Source organism: Marinobacter aromaticivorans (assembly GCF_002806975.1).
In the GTDB taxonomy this organism is placed as follows: Bacteria; Pseudomonadota; Gammaproteobacteria; order Pseudomonadales; family Oleiphilaceae; genus Marinobacter; species Marinobacter aromaticivorans.
The window spans coordinates 114,635-137,297 of sequence record NZ_NIHD01000007.1 but is presented as its reverse complement, the minus strand read 5'-3'; the positions used below and the strand labels follow the sequence as shown (position 1 = coordinate 137,297).

At 57.1% G+C, this 22,663-nt stretch carries 19 protein-coding genes; 10 read left to right on the top strand and 9 right to left on the bottom strand.

Annotated features, from left to right (window positions below; all coding sequences use genetic code 11):
• Positions 1-36 precede the first annotated feature (36 nt).
• Genes CDH48_RS11875 through CDH48_RS11865 form a run of 3 tightly spaced genes read right to left on the bottom strand, consistent with a single transcriptional unit; the run spans position 37 to position 2,541 of the window.
• Positions 37-786, bottom strand: coding sequence for a DnaJ domain-containing protein (locus tag CDH48_RS11875; RefSeq protein ID WP_100688958.1), 750 nt, complete (start codon positions 784-786; stop codon positions 37-39).
• Positions 787-790: 4 nt separating this feature from the next.
• Entirely contained in the window at positions 791-1,498 is a 708-nt protein-coding gene (gene murU / locus CDH48_RS11870) for an N-acetylmuramate alpha-1-phosphate uridylyltransferase MurU (RefSeq protein WP_100688957.1), read from the bottom strand.
• Entirely contained in the window at positions 1,495-2,541 is a 1,047-nt protein-coding gene (locus CDH48_RS11865) for an aminoglycoside phosphotransferase family protein (protein WP_100688956.1), read from the bottom strand. Before CDH48_RS11865 ends, murU begins: the two co-directional genes overlap by 4 nt.
• 351 nt (positions 2,542-2,892) lie before the next feature.
• On the opposite strand from CDH48_RS11865, the gene CDH48_RS11860 reads away from it, so the two are divergent.
• From CDH48_RS11860 to slmA, 9 genes are all read left to right on the top strand, one after another.
• Positions 2,893-5,205 (top strand): LPS-assembly protein LptD, encoded by a 2,313-nt coding sequence (locus CDH48_RS11860; protein WP_100689062.1) that lies wholly within the window; start codon positions 2,893-2,895, stop codon positions 5,203-5,205.
• Between the two features lie 100 nt (positions 5,206-5,305).
• On the top strand, positions 5,306-6,658 hold the full coding sequence (locus tag CDH48_RS11855; RefSeq protein WP_100688955.1) for a peptidylprolyl isomerase: 1,353 nt from the start codon (positions 5,306-5,308) through the stop codon (positions 6,656-6,658).
• Positions 6,658-7,704 (top strand): 4-hydroxythreonine-4-phosphate dehydrogenase PdxA, encoded by a 1,047-nt coding sequence (pdxA, locus tag CDH48_RS11850; RefSeq protein WP_100688954.1) that lies wholly within the window; start codon positions 6,658-6,660, stop codon positions 7,702-7,704. Before CDH48_RS11855 ends, pdxA begins: the two co-directional genes overlap by 1 nt.
• On the top strand, positions 7,701-8,564 hold the full coding sequence (rsmA, locus tag CDH48_RS11845; protein WP_100688953.1) for a 16S rRNA (adenine(1518)-N(6)/adenine(1519)-N(6))-dimethyltransferase RsmA: 864 nt from the start codon (positions 7,701-7,703) through the stop codon (positions 8,562-8,564). Before pdxA ends, rsmA begins: the two co-directional genes overlap by 4 nt.
• The gene (locus CDH48_RS11840) at positions 8,557-9,357 is read left to right on the top strand and encodes a symmetrical bis(5'-nucleosyl)-tetraphosphatase (protein ID WP_100688952.1); all 801 of its coding nucleotides are present in this window, start codon (positions 8,557-8,559) and stop codon (positions 9,355-9,357) included. Before rsmA ends, CDH48_RS11840 begins: the two co-directional genes overlap by 8 nt.
• A 28-nt stretch (positions 9,358-9,385) precedes the next feature.
• The gene (locus CDH48_RS11835; protein WP_100688951.1) at positions 9,386-9,775 is read left to right on the top strand and encodes a DUF423 domain-containing protein; all 390 of its coding nucleotides are present in this window, start codon (positions 9,386-9,388) and stop codon (positions 9,773-9,775) included.
• Positions 9,776-9,782: 7 nt separating this feature from the next.
• On the top strand, positions 9,783-9,983 hold the full coding sequence (gene thiS / locus CDH48_RS11830; RefSeq protein ID WP_100688950.1) for a sulfur carrier protein ThiS: 201 nt from the start codon (positions 9,783-9,785) through the stop codon (positions 9,981-9,983).
• Positions 9,984-10,062: 79 nt separating this feature from the next.
• On the top strand, positions 10,063-10,872 hold the full coding sequence (locus CDH48_RS11825; protein WP_100688949.1) for a thiazole synthase: 810 nt from the start codon (positions 10,063-10,065) through the stop codon (positions 10,870-10,872).
• A 34-nt stretch (positions 10,873-10,906) separates the two neighbouring features.
• Positions 10,907-11,497, top strand: a complete 591-nt coding sequence (gene slmA / locus CDH48_RS11820; protein WP_100688948.1) for a nucleoid occlusion factor SlmA — start codon at positions 10,907-10,909, stop codon at positions 11,495-11,497.
• Between the two features lie 419 nt (positions 11,498-11,916).
• Here slmA and CDH48_RS11815 read toward each other — a convergent pair whose 3' ends face one another.
• The 4 genes from CDH48_RS11815 to CDH48_RS11800 form a co-directional block, all read right to left on the bottom strand.
• The gene (locus CDH48_RS11815) at positions 11,917-12,747 is read right to left on the bottom strand and encodes an inositol monophosphatase family protein (RefSeq protein WP_100688947.1); all 831 of its coding nucleotides are present in this window, start codon (positions 12,745-12,747) and stop codon (positions 11,917-11,919) included.
• A 54-nt stretch (positions 12,748-12,801) separates the two neighbouring features.
• On the bottom strand, positions 12,802-14,097 hold the full coding sequence (locus CDH48_RS11810) for a pyridoxal phosphate-dependent aminotransferase (protein ID WP_100688946.1): 1,296 nt from the start codon (positions 14,095-14,097) through the stop codon (positions 12,802-12,804).
• Positions 14,098-14,221: 124 nt separating this feature from the next.
• The gene (locus tag CDH48_RS11805; protein ID WP_100688945.1) at positions 14,222-14,536 is read right to left on the bottom strand and encodes a DUF3301 domain-containing protein; all 315 of its coding nucleotides are present in this window, start codon (positions 14,534-14,536) and stop codon (positions 14,222-14,224) included.
• A gap of 85 nt (positions 14,537-14,621) precedes the next feature.
• The gene (locus CDH48_RS11800; protein WP_100688944.1) at positions 14,622-16,235 is read right to left on the bottom strand and encodes a methyl-accepting chemotaxis protein; all 1,614 of its coding nucleotides are present in this window, start codon (positions 16,233-16,235) and stop codon (positions 14,622-14,624) included.
• A gap of 264 nt (positions 16,236-16,499) precedes the next feature.
• Between CDH48_RS11800 and CDH48_RS11795 the strand changes: the two genes are divergently transcribed.
• The gene (locus CDH48_RS11795) at positions 16,500-18,176 is read left to right on the top strand and encodes a putative bifunctional diguanylate cyclase/phosphodiesterase (RefSeq protein ID WP_100688943.1); all 1,677 of its coding nucleotides are present in this window, start codon (positions 16,500-16,502) and stop codon (positions 18,174-18,176) included.
• A 163-nt stretch (positions 18,177-18,339) separates the two neighbouring features.
• Here the strand turns inward: CDH48_RS11795 and CDH48_RS11790 are convergent, their stop codons facing one another.
• The gene (locus CDH48_RS11790; protein WP_100688942.1) at positions 18,340-21,387 is read right to left on the bottom strand and encodes an efflux RND transporter permease subunit; all 3,048 of its coding nucleotides are present in this window, start codon (positions 21,385-21,387) and stop codon (positions 18,340-18,342) included.
• On the bottom strand, positions 21,387-22,508 hold the full coding sequence (locus CDH48_RS11785; protein ID WP_100688941.1) for an efflux RND transporter periplasmic adaptor subunit: 1,122 nt from the start codon (positions 22,506-22,508) through the stop codon (positions 21,387-21,389). Before CDH48_RS11785 ends, CDH48_RS11790 begins: the two co-directional genes overlap by 1 nt.
• Positions 22,509-22,663: the final 155 nt, after the last annotated feature.

The following is a 22,663-nucleotide window of genomic DNA, read 5'->3' as shown; positions in this document are numbered from 1 at the left end:
TAGCCATGGCAATGGGTGCTGCATCAGGACCGTTCGTCAGTAGTGCCGCCGGATAAGCTCCCAGGCTTGCTGATAAACCAGCAGGCGCTCCTTGGCCAGTGCGCGCTCGGCGTCGCTGAGCTGCTGCTGGGCCAGTTTGTCCGGGTGGTATTCGGAGACTTTTTTCCGGTATGCCCGTTTGATCGTGGCCACCGGGTCCCTTCGGGTAACGCCAAGAAGAGCGCATGCCTGTTCCAGGTTCGCGGGTTTTAGCGGCGTACTGCTGATGTCGTCCCACACCCGGGCGGCATAGCTGTCAAAAATGTCCTCGCTGACGGATACCGGCAGTCCAATCTGGTCAATGGCGTCTTCGCAGCGATATCGGCGGGGCTTTGTCGGGCGGCCTCTTACTTGTGCGGCGTGGCACAGGCAAATGGCAATTTTCAGGGCCGGGGCGGGCCAGAGGTGGTGGCTGAGCCTTAGTGTGAGGCCGGTAAGCGGTGGCAGATTTTGGGAGGTTTTGCCCTGTTCAAAGCTGCGTATGGCCTTGTGTCTCTGGCTCTTTGATAACCCCAGCGCTGTGATGAGGCTTTCTGCAAAACGTATGTCCTGCTCCGATACGCGCCCCTCTGCTTTTGCGATATAGCCCAGGAAGAAAAACAGGGGGCGCCGACACCACCGGGGCAGGCGGGTCTGGGCAATCAATTCGTGCGCCTGATGGCCAGAGTTTGAAAGCTTGCGCAGCAGCCTGGAAAATACTGCGTCCATTCTTGGCGGCAAGGCCGGTTGTGCGGGGCGGGTCGCCATGGCGCTACGGCTCCCGGATCGCCAGTTGCTGATCCAGATTGCGCAGCCGCTCCGGCGTTCCCACATCAACCCAGAGACCACGATGGTGCAGCCCGGTTACCCGGCCTTTACTCATGGCGTCGCGCAGGACGGGGCCGAGTTTCCCGGCCTGGTCGGTCAGTCCCTCAAACAGCCTGCGGTGCAGCAGGCTGATACCGGAAAAGGTCAGTTTTTCGCCTTCTTTGTTCACACAGTCTTCGTAGATCACGCCCTGGTCATTCAGGCAGAAATCGCCGTGGCGGTGGTGCGGTGGGTTGTCCACCATCACCAGAACCGCATCAATGTGAGCCTGCCCGGCAGATGCCAGTGGCTGCAGTCTTGCCAGATCAAAATCTGCCCAGATATCACCGTTTATAACCACAAACCAGTCTGTCTCGGGGCTCGTGAGTAACGGCAGCGCGCGCACAATGCCGCCGGCTGTTTCCAGCGGTTCGCCTTCCCGGGAGTAATGCAGTGCCAGCCCGAAGCGCCCGCCATCGCCCAGCGTGTACTCAATCTGTTCCCCAAGCCACGCATGGTTGATAACCACATCCTGAAAGCCTGCATTGCGCAGGTGTTCCAGGTGGTGCTCAATGAGGGGCTTGCCACCTGCGATGAGCAGGGGTTTCGGGGTAGTAAGCGTAAGTGGCCGCATACGCTCCCCCCTGCCTGCAGCAAGAATCATCGCCTTCACAATGTCGCCTGCTCCTTACCTGGAAGTGGGCCGATCCGCTCTTCAATCCGGGGCACAGCGACCGCTTCCAGCCAATCATGAAAATGCCTCAGGGCCGGTTGCCGGCTGCTTGCGGTTACAAGGTAGCTTACAGTGCGGGGAATATCCTCCAGATAGCGTGTTTTTCCATCACGCATGGCCAGTCTGGCAAAAATGCCAGCCGCCTTCAGGTGGCGCTGCATGCCCATAAGTTCAAACCACTGGCGGAAGGTATCGGCATCGGCATGGTGCAGGCCCGCCTCCAGAGTCTGCTGGCGGAAATTTTCCAGCCATTCACAAATCCTGTCCTCGGGCCATTGAATGTAGCAGTCTTTGAGCAGTGAAACCGCATCGTAGGTTACCGGGCCGGTTACTGCGTCCTGAAAATCAATAACACCAGGCCGGGGGTGCTCATCGAGGACCAGCAGGTTCCGGGAGTGGTAATCCCGGTGCACGGTGGCGGTGGGCTGGGCCAGTGCGCTCTCGCGAAGCAGCGCAAAGGTGGTATCGAGCATGGATTTCTCCATGTTATCCAGTTCCAGCTCAAGATAGCCTTCCAGCAACCAGTCGCGGAACAGTGCCATTTCGCGGTTAAGCAGGGCTGCATCGTAAACCGGCAATGGGTAGTCGGAAGGGGAGGACAGCTGCTGGATGAGAACCAGTTCGTCCAGGGCGCCCTGGTACAGCGAGTCTGCGGTGGTGGGCCCGAGCTGTCCCAGCATCAGCTGGTCACCGAAGTCTTCCAGCAACAGAAAGCCGTGCATCGGGTCGGCTTCGAAAATTTGTGGAACGTTGATTCCTGCCTGGCGCCAGTGGCGGCCAATGAGAACGAAGGGTGTGCAGTCTTCCAGCTCCGTCGGGGAGTCCATAACAATGAACGGCGTTTTGCGGCCGTCCATATCGGTTTTGCAGACCCGGAAGTAGCGCCGGAAACTGGCGTCGCCCGAGACGGATCTGACCTCGGTATTCTCAAATCCGGGGAACTGTCTGACCCAAACGGTCAGCTGCTGCAGGCGGTTGTCCATAGCTTGGGTTGTTATCCTGACGTAAGTGATACATTTGAAGCAGAAACGGGCAGGCCCTGAACCGGATCCACAACGGGATTTTTCAGCAGGCACCCTGTACGGAGTATAAAGAGGGTAAGCCGGTTTTGCAGCGGAGTTTTGTTTAGCGGCCTGTTTCCGTTAACAAGCCTCGGGGCCACGTGTAAACTACACCGCTGTCGGTTGTGTATGTGTGCCCTGCCGCGCTATTCACAGTCCCTTTTATGCACCCGGAACAGGAACCCAGCTATCGTGTCAGTGTCCGAGCGTTATCTGCAGGCGCAGAAAGGCACATTGCAGCGCCAGGTTGCGGGCTTGCTGGCCGGGTTTCTTATGGCTTCAGGAGCCGGACTTTCAGCCGCCCAGGAGGCGCCCTCTGCCGCTGAGCTGGACTGGCGCTGGAAAAGCCAGCTTCCGGAGTCCGTCCGGAATTCCCTGCCGGTATTCTGCGAAGGTGGTTACCTGCCATCGGGCACCGGCGATGGTGGCCTGATCGCATCCGGCGATGCCGCCGCCAGTGATGGAGAAGCTGTCCCCTTGCATGCCAGTGGCCTGACTGCTCGTTATGAAATCGACAAGGAGCTGTATCTTCAGGGCGATGTAAGACTGAGCCAGGGAAGTTTTCAGGTGACGGGCCCGGAAGCCCGTTACAATCAGAGTATCGGCCTGGTTTCGATTCAAGGTCCTCTGGTCAGCCGTGGTGAAGGCTTTGTGCTGACCGGCGAGCGCGCGAAGTACAGCGTGGAGTCCGGTCGTTTTGATATCAATACCGCAACGTTTCTGTTGCACGGGCCGGAAATGCGGGGCAGGGCCGGAAGCCTCTCCCGGTTCGATGACTCGCTGGTAGAAATCCGTGACGGTATGCTGACGACCTGTGGCCCGCAGCAAAACGACTGGGCAATTGTAGCCTCCGATATCAAGCTGGATCAGGCCGAGGGCTTCGGCACGGCAAAGCATGTTCGCCTCGAGGTTCTTGATGTTCCGGTATTTTACTGGCCCTACGCCAGTTTCCCCATTGATGACCGTCGCAAAACCGGTTTCCTGTATCCGCAGTTTGGTTCGTCCAGCGCCGGCAGCGGTGCGTTTATCGCGGTGCCCTATTATCTGAACCTGGCCCCCCATTACGATGCCACGCTCACACCGCAATACATCCACGGCCGCGGTTTGTTCAATGAGCTTGAGGGCCGGTATCTCAGCACTCTCGGGCAAACGACATTGCAGCTTGGCTATATAGACAACGATTCCACCTACAAAGATGAAAACCCCGGTGAGAACGGGCAGCGCTGGGCTCTGGATGCCTCCACCCGGGCGGCGTTGGGCAGTGGCTGGAACGGCTACGGCGATTTTTCTTCAGTCAGTGATGAGGATTACCTGGGCGATCTGAACCGGAGCCTGGATATCAATCAGGCCACACATCTGCAGCGTAAAGGCGGTGTGCGTTATCAGGGGCCGAACCAGTATTTTGATGTGTACATCAATGATTACCAGACCGTCAGCGACCGCATTGCCCAGGCGGACAGGCCTTATGCCCAGCTGCCAGAAGTGATTTATGCCGGTACTGCTGAGGCGGGCTGGTTTGAGGCCGGGCTGGAGAGCCAGTACACCTGGTTCTACCGGGATAACGAAACACTGACCGGGCTCGACCGGGCCAATGGTCAGCGTTTTCGTGCCCGCCCGGAGCTGGCTCTGCCCATGCGGGCACTCTGGGGCTTCAGCCGCCCCTCGGTCAGCCTGGATTACACCCGCTACGAGCTGGACGACTACAGTGCCGGGGACGGTGCGTTTGATCGCACGGTTCCTGTGGTGGAATGGGATAATGGCCTGTATTTTGATCGCCAGTCGAGCCTGTTTGATGTGCCCTACAATCAGACCCTTGAGCCCCGGCTTTATTATGCCTGGGCGGATGCGGAAGAAGACCAGAACTATATTCCATCGTTTGATACGGACGTGCAGACCTTCCGTTTTGAGCAATTGTTCCAGCCGGATCGTTTTGTCGGCGGCGACCGGGTAGGCGACGCCAACCAGTTGACCGTGGCCCTGACCAGCCGCTTCAATGATCTGCTGACCGGGGCCGAGCGGGCCCGCGTCAGTATTGGCCAGGTGCAGTATTTTGATGATCGCGAAGTAACTCTGTTTGGTGAAGGTGGGGGAACCCGCAGTCGTTCACCGCTGGCAGGGGAGGTGGTACTCAACCCGCTGCAGAATCTGCAAATTCGATCGTCCGGGCTCTGGGATCCGGACACCGGGGAAACAGAAGAGGGGCGCAGCCAGCTTGTTTTTCACTCACAGGACTACCGTTACCTGGCCAGCGTCGGGCACACCTATAGCAAGGATAATCTGGAACAGTCGGACATTGCGGCAGTTCTGCCGGCAACAGACCGTGTTAGCCTGATTGGCCGCTGGGTCTACGATTCGACGCTTGACCGCACGGTTGGCTCCCTTGCCGGAATTGAGTACAACAACTGTTGCTGGAGCGTTCAGCTGGTTCACCAGAATTATCTGACCGATGACCAGGAGCTGGACAGCCGTATACTGTTCCAGGTTCAGTTAAAAGGCCTGGGTGGCAGCGGAGGAGCGTCCACGTCGATCTCCAACGCCATTTATGGATTTGATGAGCGCGAGCGACGCCGTTTCGGAACTCCCTGACCGGCGCTGCTTATTGATGCTTCACATTGTATTCCCCTGACGGCAGCGGTGCCATTCCGGTACCCTGTATGCAGGCTACTATCTTCATTAAGAGGTGATTATGAAGGCGACGATTCGCCAGGGTTTACAGACACTGCTGATGCTGCTGGCAGTGGCTCTTTCTTTTTCAGCCCAGGCTGAGCGCAAACTACTCGATCAGGTGGTTGCTATTGTTGATGACGAGGTGATCCTGCAGACGGAGCTGGAGGCGCGTATCAACACGATTGTCAGCCGCCTGAGCGCTCAGGGTACCGGGCTGCCACCGCGCAGTCTTCTTGAACAACGTGTCCTTGAACAGCTCATTACCGAATCCGTTCAGCTGCAGATGGCGGAAAAGATGGGCATGCGTATCAGCGATAACGAACTGAACGAAACCCTGGCTAATATCGCCGAGCGTAATGGAATGAGCCTGCCCGAGTTTGAGGATCAGCTTGCTGCTGAAGGGGTCAGTTATCGCCAGGCCAGAGAGCAGATTCGCCAGGAAATGATCATCGGTCGGGTGCAGCAGCGCCAGGTGGGCAGCCGCATTCGTGTTACCGAGCGTGAAGTTGAAAACTATCTGCAGGCCCTGGAGTCCGGCGGTGGTAACGATGCGGAATACCGGCTTGCCTATATCTTTATCGAACTGGACAACCCCACCGATGATGCTGCCGTAGACGCCACCCGGCAAAAAGCGGAAGAGCTTCGGGCGGCCATCGTGAATGGCCGGGATTTCCGGGAAGTGGCGGTTGCCGAATCCGATGCCAGTAATGCCCTTGAGGGCGGTGATATGGGATGGCGCAGCGAAAGCCAGTTGCCATCGCTGGTGGCGCCGGTTGTGCCGGAGCTGGAGGTTGGGCAGCCTTCGGAGGTGCTGGAGAACAACAGTGGCTTCCATATGGTGATGGTGATGGACAAGCGTGGCGGTTCACAGCAACAGGTTATCCAGCAAAACCGTGTCCGGCATATTCTGATCAGGCCCTCCGAAGCAGTAACGGACAGGGAGGCAGAAAACACTATCCGGGAGATATATGAACAGTTGCAGGATGGTGCCGATTTTGCCGTACTGGCTCGCGAGTATTCAGACGATCCGGTATCCGGTTCCGACGGAGGAAACCTTGGTTGGGTAAGCCCGGGCCAGATGGTGCCGGCGTTTGAGCAAGCCATGCAGGAGGCGGACGTTGGCGAGTACAAGGGTCCGTTTCGCTCCCAGTTCGGATGGCACATCCTTCAGGTTGAGGAGCGCCGCCAGAAAGACATCAGTGGTGACGTAAAAGAGGCCGAGGCACGCCAGGCCATCTACCGTCGCAAGTTTGAGACCGAACTGCAGAACTGGTTGCGGGAAATCCGGGATGAAGCCTTTGTCGAGTTCAAGGGCGAGTATGCACAGGAAGCTGAAGACGAGCCCGACGATGCTCAGGAATCCGCAGAATAATGACTGACGATATTGTCCTGGCCCTGACCGCGGGCGAGCCCGCCGGCGTGGGGCCTGAGCTGTGCCTGCAACTGGCGCTGGAGCAGCGTGCTGCCGGCCTGGTGGTTATCGCCAGCCAGCCATTGCTGGAACAAAGGGCCAGATTGCTGGGTCTGGATGTAACCCTGCATGCCTGGCAGCCCGGCAGGGCGCCAGCGAAGGGCGCGGGTGAGCTCTCGGTATTGCACGTTGAGGGCTGTGCATCTTTTCAACCGGGCAAACTGAATACCGGTAACAGCCGTTATCTTCTGGAAACCCTCACCCTTGCGGCAAAAGGTTGCCTGAAAGGTGACTTTGACGGCATGGTTACGGCGCCGGTACACAAAGGCGTTATCAACGACGCGGGTATTGAATTCAGCGGCCACACCGAGTTTCTGCAGGAACTGTGTGGTGTGGACCGGGTAGTCATGATGCTGGCTACCGAGGAGTTACGGGTTGCATTGGTAACAACGCACTTACCCCTCAAAGACGTTCCTGCCGCGATTACGCCGGAAAGGCTGACCCAGGTTGCCCGCATTCTCAACGCCGATCTGAAAACGTTTTTCGGAATTGCACAGCCAAGGATCCTGGTTGCCGGCCTGAACCCCCATGCCGGAGAAGGCGGACATCTGGGCCGGGAAGAAATCGAGGTGATCGGGCCGACCCTTGAGAAACTTCGCGCGGAGGGTATGCAACTGATCGGGCCCTTGCCAGCGGATACCCTGTTTACGCCGCATTGGCTGAACGAAGCCGATGCGGCATTGGCCATGTACCACGATCAGGGCTTGCCGGTTCTCAAATTCCAGGGTTTCGGCCGGGCGGTGAATATCACGCTTGGGCTACCCATTGTGCGTACCTCCGTGGATCACGGCACGGCCCTGGACCTTGCCGGTACTGGCAAGGCCGATGCGGGCAGCCTGCACACCGCTATTCGCGTGGGTGAGCAGATGGCGCGCTCGCGCAAATCGGCCAATAACAGTAACGCCATCCCTAGTTGCAAAGTCACCGGTAAAGAGAAATCGGAGTGAGCAAAAAAGCAGGTCATCAGGCCAGGAAACGGTTCGGCCAGAATTTTCTTCACGATCCCGGGGTGATTGAGCGGATCATCCGCGCCATTCACCCGAAGCCGGACGACGCCATTGTTGAAATCGGCCCGGGACTGGGAGCCATTACCGAGGAGATTCTCGCAGTAAACCCGAAGCTACAGGTGGTGGAGCTGGATCGCGATCTGATTCCGGTGCTGCGCACCAAGTTTTTTAACTACCCCGACTTTCGTATCCACGAAGGGGACGCCCTGACGTTTGATTTCAGCCAGCTTACAGACGGTAAGCCCCTGCGCATTATCGGTAACCTGCCCTATAACATTTCCACGCCACTGATTTTCCACCTGCTGTCACAGACCGGCGTAGTGCAGGATATGCATTTCATGCTGCAGAAAGAAGTGGTGCAGCGCATGGCTGCTGTACCTGGTGACAACAACTATGGCCGACTGGGTATCATGACCCAGTACTTCTGCAAGGTTCAGCCCCTGTTTGAGGTGGGCCCCGGCGCATTCCGGCCTGCGCCAAAAGTGGATTCAGCCATTGTGCGGCTGGTTCCCCATACCGAACTTCCACACCCGGCGAAGGATCTGGGCACACTGCAGGCCGTGGTCAGAACAGCATTTAACGCTCGCCGCAAAACCCTGCGCAAGGCGCTGGCAGGTGTTGTAACGGTTGAACAGTTGCTGGCTTTGGGCATCAACGATGGCCTGCGGCCGGAAAACCTCAGCCTGGCGGATTACGTGAGCATTGCAGACCTGATAACCGCCGAAAAAGAGAGCGGGCAAGGCAGTGCCCAGGCAGACGAGAGTCGCGCAAAAGACGTGAGCGGAGACACCCATGACTGATTACGCCATAGGCGATATTCAGGGCTGTTATGATCGCTTTCGGGACGTGCTGGAAAAGGTGGGCTTCTCACCTTCCCGGGATCGACTGTGGGTGGCGGGCGACCTGATTAACCGGGGTCCGTCCTCCCTCAAAACCCTGCGTTACATGGAAAACCTGGGCGATACTGCCGTGGTGGTTCTGGGCAATCATGATCTGCATTTGCTGGCGGTAGCGCTTGGCGGCCACGCGCCAAAACGCAAGGATACCCTTGCCGAAATACTGGAGGCGCCCGATCGCGACGGACTGGTGAACTGGCTGCGGCAGCAGAATCTGTGCGTGCACGATCCCGAGCGCAACATCATGATGGCCCACGCCGGGGTGCCCCATATCTGGAGTGTTGAGCAGGCCCTGGCGCGAGCCCGGGAAGTGGAAGACGTTATTCGCGGCACTGACGCCCCGGAATACTTCAGGCTGATGTACGGCAACGAGCCGGAAGGCTGGAGTGAAAAGCTGACGGGCATGGATCGCTGGCGGGTGATCACCAACTATTTCACCCGGATGCGCTTTATTGCCCCGGACGGCAGGCTGGAACTCACCACAAAAGAGCACGCTGGCAGCGCACCCAAAGGTTTTGCTCCCTGGTTCGAATACCCCCGTCCTGACAACCTGCGCGTGATCTTCGGGCACTGGGCGGCTATTGAAGGCGAGACTGGTAGTGACCGGTTTATCGCGCTGGATACAGGCTGTGTCTGGGGAGGGGCACTTACAATGATGAATCTGGATACCGGCGAGAAGATCCACTGTGACTGCTGAACCTGTAAAGCCACAGAGCCCCGGCTTCATGCGCCTGCCCCTGGTAACAGGTGCTTTTTTCGCGCTTACGGCGGTAATGGCCGGTGCTTTCGGCGCACACGGGCTGCGCAATCTTGTAAGCGGGCGCAGCCTGGAAGTCTTCCAGACCGCGGCCAGTTATCAGATGTATCATGCCATCGCGCTGGTGCTGGTTGCCTTGCTGTCGGGTTTTGGCCTGTCGCGGCGACTACTGGCGCTGGCCGGCGGCTTCTTTTTTGCCGGCATACTTCTGTTCAGTGGCAGCCTGTATACACTGGTACTGACAGACATACGCTGGGTTGGCCCGATTACGCCCATGGGTGGAGTGTGTTTCATGATCGGCTGGGCCTTGTTGCTGACCGCCGGCGCCCGCCGGCAAGTGAGTAAAAGCAGAGGTTAAGGGTGATATGCAAGTTCAGGTAAATGGTGAAACCATGGAGCTGCCGGAGGGCGCCACCGTGGCCGCCCTGGTGGAAAAAATGGCGCTGGCGGGCAAGCGGCTGGCGGTAGAGGTGAATGAGGACATAGTCCCGCGCAGCCAGCACACCGAATTTGCCTTGAGTAACGGCGATCGCGTTGAAGTGGTGCATGCGATCGGCGGCGGTTAAAACCGCGCATGTTCAGGCCTAAGCCTGATGCATGATTTCAGGAATTTTTATTATTACGTTTTACCAACCCGGAAACACTATGACCGAAACGCCAGAGATCCAACTGCCCGAAGACAAACCGCTTGAAATTGCAGGCCGTATTTACCAGTCACGGTTGCTGGTTGGCACGGGCAAATACCGCGACCTGATGGAGACCGGCCACGCCATTGAAATGAGCGGCGCCGAAATAGTGACCGTAGCGGTTCGCCGCACCAACCTGGGGCAGAACAGGGATGAACCCAATCTTCTGGACGTTATCTCCCCGGAACATTACACCATCCTGCCCAACACAGCCGGCTGCTATACCGCTAAAGACGCAGTACGTACCTGCAAACTGGCGCGCGAGCTGCTCGATGGCCGCGATCTGGTGAAACTGGAAGTGCTGGGTGAACACAAAACCCTGTACCCGAATATGCCGGAAACCCTGGTGGCTGCGGAGGCGCTGATCAAAGACGGCTTTAAAGTCATGGTCTACTGCTCCGATGATCCCTTGCTGGCCACGCGGCTTGAGGAAATGGGCTGCATCGCCATCATGCCTCTGGGCGCACCCATTGGCTCCGGTCTGGGTATCCAGAATCGCTACAACATCCGCTTGATCGTCGAAAACTCAAAGGTTCCGGTGTTAGTGGATGCCGGCGTAGGAACAGCATCCGACGCCACCATAGCCATGGAGCTGGGCTGCGACGGCGTGCTGATGAATACAGCCATCGCCCAGGCCAAAGACCCCATCAAAATGGCCAATGCCATGCGCCTTGCCATCGAAGCCGGTCGTGAAGCCTACCTTGCAGGGCGAATGCCCAAAAAGCTCTACGCGAGCGCGTCGTCGCCTCTTGATGGCACATTTTTCTGATACAGATTCTTACTGAGAGCGCTGCGGTATTACCATGACCGATCAGAAACCCAGCAGTCGCCGGGAGGCGATTCTCCACGCCCTTCTGGAACTCCTGGAAACAGACCCGGGCGCCAGGATTACCACTTCTGTTCTCGCCAGATCCGTTGGTGTAACGGAAGCGGCGCTGTACCGTCACTTTCCCAGCAAACGGAAAATGTTCGAAGCGCTTCTGGAGTTTGCAGAAGAAGCTGTGTTCTCCCGCTGTCAGGTCATCCTGCAGGAGCAGGAGGATGTGCGGGTTCGTTTGCAGCAGCTGGTGCATCTGGTTCTGGTGTTTGGCGAGCGCAATCCAGGGCTGTGTTGTGTGCTCACCGGTGATGCTCTGGTGGGCGAAAACGAGGCCTTACGCAAGCGCGCTTCCCAGTTTTTCGAGCGCCTGGAAACCCAGGTACGGCAAACCCTCAAAGAAGGCGAAATTCGCCAGGGTTTACGGCCACGCACCAGTGCCACGCGCAGTGCGGATTTTGTTCTGGTGTTTATGGAAGGCCGCATTCAGCGGTTCATCCGCTCGTCTTTTACGCGGTTGCCGACAGCCGATTTTGACGAGAGCTGGGGGTTGGTTGCTGATTCAGTTTGGGGCTGAGATTGGTGCTCTTTTTCTTTGTAGCCTGATGGTCTTGGTGCAGGAGGCCGGCGGGATCGGTCTGCACAGAACCGCTACGAGCACATCCATGTGCGCTTGTTTCCGGCCATCCATGGCCTCCAACATTCTGTGCAGACCGATCCCACCGACCTCTTTCAGACAACTCAGATATATCTGACTTTTCTTCGGTTTGCGTTAGATTTTGTGGCAGCAATCGGAAAGATATCAGTGTGTCTTTTTGACGAGATTTCGCTTTAGTTAGTTGCACGGGCAGGAAGGCCCTGTCCCGGAATGTCGTAGGCCATGGATGGCCTACGTCAAGCGCACACGGACGTGCTTGTAGCGGTTCCGGGACAGGGCCTTCCTGCCCGTGCCACCCCCCAAAACCAACAGGCTACAAAGAAAAAGAGCACCAAAGCTCACTCATACCCAGAAGCAGACCGAAGAATCTGACGAACAGGTTCCCAGATAGCCGGCGCCGAAATCAGGATGTCGCGGCCCCAGAGGTCGACCGGGTAGCCCTCGGGAACCTCGCTGAAGTGACCGGCGGTGGCGCCGGCTTCCAGGGCAATCAGGCGGGCGGCGGCGAAGTCCCAGGGGCTGACGTTTTCATAGTAGATATCCAGCCTGCCGCAGGCTACCCAGCAGATATCCAGGGCCGCAGAACCGATGCGCCGCAGATCGCGGCACTGATGAATCATTGCGTCCAGGCGGCTGACCAGTGGGGCGAGGTTGTCTTTGGTGTAAGGGAAACCGGTTGCAAAGAGTGACTCCCCTGGAACCGTGGCACCGCTGTGGCGTATGGGTTTGCCGTTAAGCGTGGCACCATCGCCCAGTGTGGCGCGAAAGGTTTCGCGCGGGCGCGGGAAGGGCGCGTGCACCACACCGGCCTGCACACGGCCATTTTCCGCGTAGGCAATGGACACCGCAACCTGCGGGTGACCGTACGCATAGTTTACCGTGCCATCGATGGGATCAATGATCCACAGTGGCGTTTCCAGTTCCTCAGCCTGGCTGAGATCCGGCATGGTTTCTTCAGAAAGTATGCGGTGATCAGGAAAGCGTTTGCGAATGGCGCTGGTGATAAATTCATCGGCAACGATGTCCGCGTGGGTGACCAGCTCAGAGTGTTGCTTGTAGTCGGTGCGCAGCGTGCTGTGGTCACGCTCTTTGCGGATCAGCTTTCCGGCCTTCCGGGCCAGATCCTCTGCAAAATCGGTAATACCCTGAAGGGAAACAGAGTCAGACATGGTGCCCCCGTCATAGCCTTTGAAAAGTAGAGGCACCAGTCTAACACGACAAACTCAGAGGCTGTTCAGCCAGGCCTCCATCTTGTCCATTGCTGTCACCAGACGAGGGCAGGCTGTGTCGACAAAATCATCAGCAAGCTCCCGATCGGCATAGTCCCCGCCAGCCAACTGAAGAGCTTCCGCACCATCAAAATCCACGAACGCCAGGCGCGCACCCAGATGATCCGGCACAAAGCCGAAATCGCTGGCCGGTAAAATGGCAACGCCTGTGCTTTCCAGTAACGACTGGCAGAAGGCCTGGCTGGTTTTGATGTCCTTTCTGGCAAGCTGGTCGCGGAAGTTCTCGAAATTCGGGAACACGTAGAAAGCGCCTTCAGGCTTCTGCACCACAGCACCCATATCACTCAGGCGCCGGTGCATGTACTCACCTACCACCTTCAGCACACGGCGTGACTGTTTCAGATATTCATCTATATCGTCGCCACCGTTAAAGGCAGTGATTGCAGCATGCTGTATGGGGGCACTGGTGGCGGTGTAGGTTTCGCTGGCGATGATGGCCATGGCGTCCTGCAGGGGGCGGAGTTCTTTAGGGAATATGAAAGTACCCAGGCGCCAGCCACCGGCACCCGCCCACTTGCTCAAACCGGTACTGATAATAGTGCCTTCCGGGTAGTAGCGGGCGATGGATTTGTGCTTTCCTTCAAAGTGTACTTCGCCGTAAATTTCATCCGAAAGCAGGATCAGTTTGTACTTGCGGGCGACATTGGCGATGGCCAGAAGCTGGTCGTCGGTGTAACTGCAGCCGGTCGGGTTGGACGGATAGTTGAGAATCAGGATACGTGGGCGCGAGGGGTCGTCCCGGCAAATGATGTCCAGTTCCTCGGCGGTCAGTTGCCAGTTGTTCTCTGCGTGAGTGGGCAGCCAGTGTACGGAACGACCAATAATGCGGGCCTGGGGCGCATAGGACACCCAGCTCGGGCGTGGAATCAGAAGATCGCCATAGTAAGCCAGCTGCAGAATGAACAGCAGTTCTTTAGAGCCGGGGCCGATCAGCACGTCTTCCCAGGTGCACCGCATACGCTCCCGGCGGTTAATGTAACCGGCAATGGATTCGCGCAGGCCTCTGAGGCCCTTGACCGGCAAGTAGTCCTTTTCATGGGCGTGTTCCCTGAGTGCACTCACAACACGCTCAGGAACCGGGAAAGGCGATTGCCCGAGGCCAAGCTTGATGATGTTCCTGCCTTCGGATTTTAGCTGGTTGCTCAGTTCGTTGATTCGCAGGGTAGCTGAAGGCTGGATGCCGCGAACGTTCAGGTTAATTGCAAAGCGCTGGTCGTGATGGATATCCATTGTTCCGGTCTGTTGGTTGAGAATGACCCGGACAGTATAGAAAACCCAAACATATCTTTGGGGGAATCGCGCATAAGTGATTGCCGAGGCCTGTGGTTGAGGGGGGGGCGTGTGTGCGGGAAACTCAGGGGAACCTGTGCGGGTCCAGCTCCATGTGCAGGATCCGCGGTCCGAGCATGATAACCCGACCGCTATAGCGCTCCTCGCCGGTGGCCGTGAAATCGAACAGGAAGCGGCGCCACACGCGGATCTGGCCTTTTTCGTCGCGCTTGAACCAGATGCCCCGCAGGTAGATGGCGTCATCGAGCAGCATGACGTCCATGGTTTTGCAGTAGCGGTGGGCAGCCTGGAGGACAGAGTCCTTGATGGCCTTGGCGCGCCACCAGTACCAGATGGCAAAGGCTGCAACAAACAGCCAGAACAGAGTTCCCAGAGTCATGATAACAACATGATAGTGACGATTTTCCGCAACGAATACCGGGTGAGGTCGTCAGACTACCGCATTGTGGGAGCCTGGGGAATCGCTATGGCTGTGCTTTTGCCCCGACTTTGCCTGCCGTTAACCGGCCAGAAAGCATTTTCAGGAAGTGGCTGGTGAGTAGTTGAGCCTGGTCCACGCTGTTACCGAGATCCTCGGATTCCAGTCGGACACTCTCGCTACTGCGGACTGACTCGTCACCCAGCGCGAGCAATCGATCCACCTGCTTCTGTACCTGCAGGCTGAGGGCGGATTGCTCTTTGGTAGCACTCGCCACTTCATGGGTGCAGCTGGTAATAATTTCGATATCCCTGAGGGTGGAGGCGAGTGCTTTACTGGCCTCATTTCCCATGAATGTGGTTTGCTCACAGGCACTGGCTCCGCGGTTAATAACATCAACAACGCTGTGCGTTTCATTCTGCAAGGCGTCGATAATCTCTTCGATTTTGCGGGTGGATTCGTGAGTACGCCGGGCCAGCCCGCGGACCTCATCCGCAACCACCGCAAAGCCGCGACCGGCATCGCCCGCTCTTGCGGCCTCAATCGCTGCATTGAGCGCCAGCAGGTTGGTCTGTTCCGCGATGTCTGAAATGACATCAAGCACCAGACCGATGGCATCACTTTTTTCCGACAGTGCGGTTATTCTCTCGTTGGCGGCGGAAAGCTGGTTATGCAGGCCGGACAAATCGTCGTTCATGACCTGCATTTGTTGCTGGCAGTGGCCGGCTGATTTACTGGCATCCATGGTTGCGTCATGGGTGCGGCTAGTCAGTTCGCTTACGCCTTTGACACTGCGCGCCAGTTCATCAAATGCCCGGGTAATGCTCTGGATGTCTTCACGCTGGCTGCGAATGCTGGCAACTGACTGCGAAACCCAATCAATCGTGCGTTGTTTGCTGCCGTGCAGGTACCCTACATTGGTGTGCATGCGGGCCGATACCGCGCGCAGGACTGCGTTGCGTTTTTGCCGGTCGAACTCGATCCATGCGCTTTCATCCCGGCGGCCGGTGTAGATCCATGGCATAACAGGGTGTGCGTGCCGGCAGGCGGCTTTTGCGCTTCGAACCATCGGTTGTGTCAGCCCTTGCAGGGTCAGAAAAGCCACCAGTAGTAATCCCTGCAGGATTACCATGTTCTGAGCGGGTAGTGTCGTCAGGCCAAGGGCCAGGAGCCCAGTCGCCAGCGCAGCGTAAAGACAAATCAGTTTCCAGGGTAATGCCGGGCTTGTGGCCAGAAACCGGCGGGGAATATTACCCCGGTTCCAGGCTGCGTAGGCCGCTTCTGCTCTTTGTATCTGGTCTCTGTGGGGCAGTACCCGCACTGACTGATACTCAACAATGTTGCCGTTATCAAAAATGGGGGTTACAAAAGCATCGACCCAGTAATGATCGCCATTTTTGCAGCGATTCTTGACGATGCCACGCCACGATTCGCCATTCTTAATGGTTTGCCACAAATCCCCGAACGCACCCTCCGGCATGTCGGGGTGTCGTATTAAGTTGTGGTGCTGCCCGATCAGCTCGTCTTCGGTATAACCCGAGACCTCTGCGAATGCTTCATTGGCTGCAGTAATCCTGCCTTGCAGGTCTGTCGTTGTGATGAGGTTGAAGTCATCAGGGTAAGTTCGCTCTTTTTGGGTGACTGGTTCGTTTCTCCGCATACCGCATCCTGCTCTTCTTTTGTTGTAATAGTGATGTGCAGGCAGGCGCCGCTCTCAAGCGCATCTGATGGCGCTCAGTTTGGTATGAAAAGCACTTTAATGAATATCCATATAATGCAGTTGGTGAATTAATGTTCAAATTTAATTATTATTCGACCTGAACCGCGCACTTTTGCGTAATGTGGATAGATGGGCGCAGGTTTCCCACTACGCTAATAATGCGTGAGGAGGCTGACAGACGGGAAGATCGGGAGCAGGTTATTCATGCAGTTTGAACAACAACAAGATTTCAGGGCTTTGGTGGATCAGTATCCACGCGCCATCATGATTGCCACCAAAGAACCCAGAATCACCTATGTAAACCGTATGTTCCGCGCCGTTACCGGTTACCAGCCCGATGAGGTAATGGGCGAGCCACCTTCGGTTCTGAGCTCGGGACTGCATTCACCTGACTTTTATCAGGCCATGTGGCAATCTCTGACCAGCGACGGTCGGTGGGAAGGGCTGGTCTGGAATCGGAAAAAAAGTGGTGAGATCTACCCCCAGTGGCTCAGCATTTACCCCATGGAGTACGAGAACCAGCAGGCCTATGTGGGCATGTTTATGGATATGGGGGAGAGAACCGGTGCAGATGAACATCTTGCTTCTCTGGCATACTACGATCCGCTCACTGAACTCCCCAACCGCTCCCTGTTCCAGGAGTTTCTGAAGGCCCGGGTAAGTCAGCGTTCCCATGGCGACGGCTGGTTTGCCGTTTTGTTTGTTGATCTGGATTTCTTCAAGTCTGTTAACGATCTACATGGGCACGAGTTTGGGGATGGGGTGCTGCAGCAGGCCGCCCGGTGCATTCAGAGCGTGGTAGGAGCGGATGATGTGGTGGCTCGGCTGTCAGGTGACGAGTTTGCTGTCATTGTTGAGCTGTCGGGGCCTGGTGATCTGCATGAGGTCTGTGAGCGCATGATCCAGGCATTCCGCGCTCCGGTAATCGTGGGCCAACGGGAGCATTTTCTGTCTGCTTCCATAGGGGCGGCGATTTATCCCTCACATGGGCAAAGTGGTGCTGAACTTTTGCAGAAAGCCGATCGTGCCATGTATTCGGCAAAGCTTGCGGGCCGTTCCTGTTACCGCATATACAGCGAAGCGGACGACGAACAGGGGCGCCGGGAGCAGCAGCTCTCAGAAGCTTTGACCGCATCGCTCAAAACCTCACCGGATGAGTTTCATGTGGTCTATCAGCCCCAGTATGATCTTGATTCGGGGCAGGTTGTGGGCATGGAGGCGTTGTTGCGCTGGAATCATCCGGAGTTTGGCCCGGTATCACCCGGCGATTTTGTGCCGCTTGCAGAACGCCGTGGACAGATCCATGAAATGACCCAGCAACTGGTGCGCGCAATTCTGGCCGACTTGCGAGACGATCCCCCCGATATGCCCGGCAGTTTTCGGCTGGCGATCAATATATCCGCCCGCCAGATTACAGATTCGCGCCTGCGCACGGCCATTGGTCCCCTGTTTGCCCGTATCCGTGAGATAGGTTGGCAGCCGGAAATCGAAATTACCGAAACTCACATCATGCACTTGTCCAGCCAATGCCTCGCGTGCCTCCGGGAATTCCGGGACCAGGGCGTGGTGATCGCCATTGATGACTTTGGAACCGGCTACTCCTCCCTGGCTTATTTGCAGAATCTACCCGTACAGGTGCTCAAGATCGATCGCCAGTTTATCAGCTATGTGGCCTCGACAAACCGTGATTCGCGGATTGTGTCGGCCATTTTGGGGATCGCCGAGGCACTGGAGCTACAGGTGGTTGCTGAAGGCATAGAGAGCCAGGCCCAGTATCAGCAGCTTCGCCAATTGGGGTGTGAGCGCGGGCAAGGGTACCTGATGGCCAGGCCTCAGCCATGGAGCCAGGCGCGACAGACAATAATTGATCCATATCAATAAAATTCAGACTTTTCGTTTGTTTCCCGAGTAGTTTGCAACATGTGGCCAGGAGAGTGTGACCTATTGCACGGCGTGGAGACGGACCGGGTGTTCTGCGAAGAGCCCATCCAGGGCTGACAACGTAAAAGCCCGGCCAGCCTTTTGGTTAGCCGGGCTTTTGCTCTTAGGCCTGTTCTTCCCGTGCCTCGTTGTGATCACGAGCCAGCAGGATATAGAACGCTGGCAGCACGAACACGGTGAACAGGGTGCCAATGCCCAGGCCGGCACTGATGGTCAGGCCGATGGCGAAGCGGCTTTCTGCGCCGGGCCCGGCCGCCAGCAGCAGTGGCACCATGGCAAAGATCAGCGCCAGAGAGGTCATTATGATCGGCCGCAGACGGATGGCGGCGGCCTCAATAACCGCATCTACTTTATTCAGGCCTCTGTCTCTCTGCAGCAGGTTGGCAAATTCCACGATCAGTATGCCGTTCTTGGAAACAACCCCGATCAGCGTAATCAGGCCCACCTGCGTGTAGATGTTCATGGTTGCAAAACCAAGCACGATAAACGCCATTGCACCCGCAATCGACATGGGAACCGAAACCAGAATAATAAAGGGATCGCGCCAGCTTTCGAACTGCGCTGCAAGCACCAGGTAAATAACCAGCAGCGACAGGAAGAAGGTGACCACCAGCGCGCTGCCCTGATTGGCCAGCTGCCGGGTCTGGCCGGTGTAGTCGTAGGTGAAGCCCTGCGGGAACACTTCTTCAGCCGTTTGCTCCATGAAATCCATGGCGGTACCCGCAGCCACACCCGGCATGACCACACCTTGCAGGGTGAGGGAGTTCTGCTGGTTGAACTGTGTGCGGTTGGAAGGCTCCACATCCCGGGTAAAGCTCACCACACTGCCCAGGGGCACCAGAGTGCCGGTACCCGTGCGGATGTAGTAATCGTTCAGCGCCTGTTCATCCAGCCGGAACTTCTGATCCACCTGCGGGATTACCTGATAGGAGCGGCCTTCCATGCTGAAGCGGTTGATGTAACCGCCACCAAGCATGCTGGAAAGCGACTGCCCTACGTCCTGCATGGAAAGGCCGAGATCGGCAACCCGGTCGCGGTCCACTTTGATGCGGGTAACCGGGCGGTCGAAGTTGATGGACTTCTGCAGGAACATGAAGTTGCCGCTGCCCATCGCCTTGCCCAGCAAGTCATCAGCCACCTGGTCAAGCTGCTCATAGCTGCTGCCGGTAGTGATCACGAACTGGAACGGCAAGCCGCCCCCTGAACCAGGCAGCGCAGGCGGCGGGAATACCGCTGTTTGCAAGCCTGTGACTTTCTTGAGTTTGGCATCAAGCTGGGGTTGAACCTCAAACTGGGTGACGTCCCGCTTACTCCAGGGCTCCATCTTGAAACCACCAAATACGGCGTTGGGCGCCGTGATACCCAAAATCATGAAATCTTCGGCGTAGCCGGGTACCGACGCCAGGTGGTCCTGAACTTCATGGCCGTGTTCGAGCAGGTAATCCAGGGTGGCTGTCTGGGGGCCGAGGCCCTGGTAGAACAGAATGCCCTGGTCTTCTGTGGGAGCCAGTTCGTTCTGGCTCATCATCGCCATGAAGTAAATGGAGGCGAGTATCACCAGCGCGAAAAACACGACCACGGACTTGGTTTGCATCAGTGATCTGAGGGCTGTTTTATAACCTGATGAGATGCCGTTGAACGTGCGCTCAACCAGGCTTTCGAACCTGCCGGGGTTACCGTGCGGCTTGAGTACCTTGCCCGAAAGCATGGGGGAGAGAGTGAGCGCAACGATGCCAGAGATCACCACTGTGCCGGCCAGCGTAAAGGCGAACTCGGTAAACAGCGAGCCAACAAGGCCGCCCATAAAACCGATAGGCGCATAAACCGCAACCAGAGTGGTTGTCATGGCAATGATCGGTACCGCCATTTCCCGCGCACCGTTCAGCGCAGCTTCAAACCGGGATTCGCCGGCTTCGATGTGACGGTGCACGTTCTCTACCATAATGATGGCATCGTCTACCACCAGGCCGATAGCCAGAACCATGGACAAGAGCGTAAGCAGGTTCAGGGAGAACCCGAACATCAGCATGATGAAGGCGCCGCCAATCAGCGACAGCGGAACCGCAACGGACGGTACGATGGAAGCGCGGATTGAGCCAAGGCAAAGGAACACCACCACAAGAACGATACCCATAGCCTCAATCAGGGTACGAATAACCTCGCTTATGGAATCTTCAATGAAGTCTGATGCATCGTAAGCCAGACGCACGTCCAGGTCCCCAGGGAGCTGGCTTTCGATTTCCGGAAGGTCGTCTTTAACCAGGCCCGCTACTGTCAGGGGGTTGGCACCCGGGGCCAGCTCGATGGCTACATAGGTTGCCGGCTGGCCTTTATAGAGGGCCAGTGCGTCGTAGGTTTCAGAGCCGAGCTCAACCCTGGCGATGTCCTGCAGCCGGATCTGGGTTCCATTCGCCTCCTTCACCACGAGATTTCGGAATTCGTCCGGATCCGCCACATCCGTGTCGCTGGTCATGCTGATTTCGGTATAGACGCCCTTGGTGTTGCCGACGGCCGCCTGATAGTTGTTGGCGCGTAGCTTGGCCACCACTTCTGTGGGGGTCATATCCACCGCTGCCAGTCGTTCCGGATCCAGCCACACCCGCAGGGCAAACTTGCGGCCAAGCAACTGTGCCTTACCAACGCCGGGTAAAGCCTGCAGTCTGGGCTGCACCACCCGGGTCAGATAGTCGGTAATCTGCGGAACCGCCATGTTCGAGCTGTAGAAGGCAATGTACATAAGCGCGGTGGAATCACCGGTGGTGGAGGTGATCACCGGATCCTGGGCATCAGCCGGCAGAACGTTGCGCTGGCTGGCCACCTTCGCCTGTATTTCGGCCAGCGCAGCATTGGCGTCGTAGTTCAGCACCATCTTGGCTTCAATGGTCGACTTGCCCTGCGAGCTGGTAGATGTGAGGTAGTCAATACCGCTGGCTTCAGCAATGGCCTGTTGCAACGGCGTGGTGATAAAGCCCTTGATAAGGTCCGAGCTGGCGCCGGGGTAGGCCGTTGTTACCGTTACCGTGGTACTTTCGAGCTCCGGATATTGCCGTATTTCCATTTCCATGGCGGCCCGGGCACCAAGCAGCAGGATCAGGAGGCTGACCACCGTCGCCAGCACGGGGCGATGAATGAATATGTCGGTGAATCGCATTACTCAGATGCCTCCTGCGGCTGCTTTTCCTGGCTCTGCTCAGGGCTCTCATCCTGAATCTTGACCTTCTGGCCGGCCCGGAGTCTCAGCAGTCCTTTGGAAACCACTTTCTCGCCACTTTCAAGGCCTGAAAGAACAGCAACGCGTTTGTCACGGGTCTGGCCTGCGGTGATGCTGCGCCGATTGACAATCAGGTCGCCTTCTTCGTTCTCCTCGATGACAAATACAAAATCGCCGTAAGTGTTGTAGGAGACTGCGGTGCGGGGAACCGTAACCACTTCGTTATCCTCGGGCTGCAGGGTCTGTATGGTTGCAAACATGCCTGGCCGCAGCAGGTTCTCCGGGTTGCTCAGCGTTGCCCGCACACGCACCGTGCGGGTTTCCGGATTGACCGAGGTGTTGATGGCGCTGATCCTGCCCTTGAATTCCTGCTCAGGAACAGCGGCAACGGTCGTGACCACGGAGTAGTCACGGGCAACATTCTGCAGATTCTTTTCCGACAGTGTGAAGTCCACGTAGATCGGGTCGAGCATGTTGATCTCGACAATCGGTGTGCCTGTGGCAAGGTATTCGCCCTGGTCCACCATACGAATACCGAGGGTACCGTCGAACGGCGCGCGGATTATTTTTTTGTTCAACTGAGCCTCGGCTTCGTTAACCCGGGCCTGGGCAGCGTCAAAATTTGCCTTGGATTCGTCATACTGGGACTGGGAAACCGCACGTCTTGGCAGCAGATCGGAGATGCGCTTGAATTCCTGCTCCGCAAGCTGTGCCTCTGCCCTGCGGGTGCGCACAGCGGCCTCATCGATTGAGGTGTTCAGGCGAATAAGTACATCGCCCTGTTTGACGGTATCGCCGGACTCGAAATTAATACTCTCGATAACGCCAGGCACCTCGTTGGCCACTTCAATGCCGTTAACCGCCTTGATGCTGCCCACGGCCTTGATAGACGGTGTCCAGCTCTCGGTGCGAGCCTCGGTGGCGGAGACTTCAGCAGGCGGTTGTGGTTGCGACAGCATTTCTTTCATCTGGCCAAACTGGTAAAACTTGTAGCCGAAGATGCCGCCAAGCACTACGCCAAGGAAAATGATTGCGATCAGGAAGCGGGAAGCAGTGCGCATAATTCAGGTCCTGGGAATCTCTTTCTGGTCCGGAGTTTGCTGCGAACAGTAAGGGAAGCGGTTGGGCTGTATTCCCCTGCTGGTTCTTGCATACAACAGACTGTTTGGATGCGGAAATTATTGATCAACAATAAAGCGTAGCATCCTACAAAATT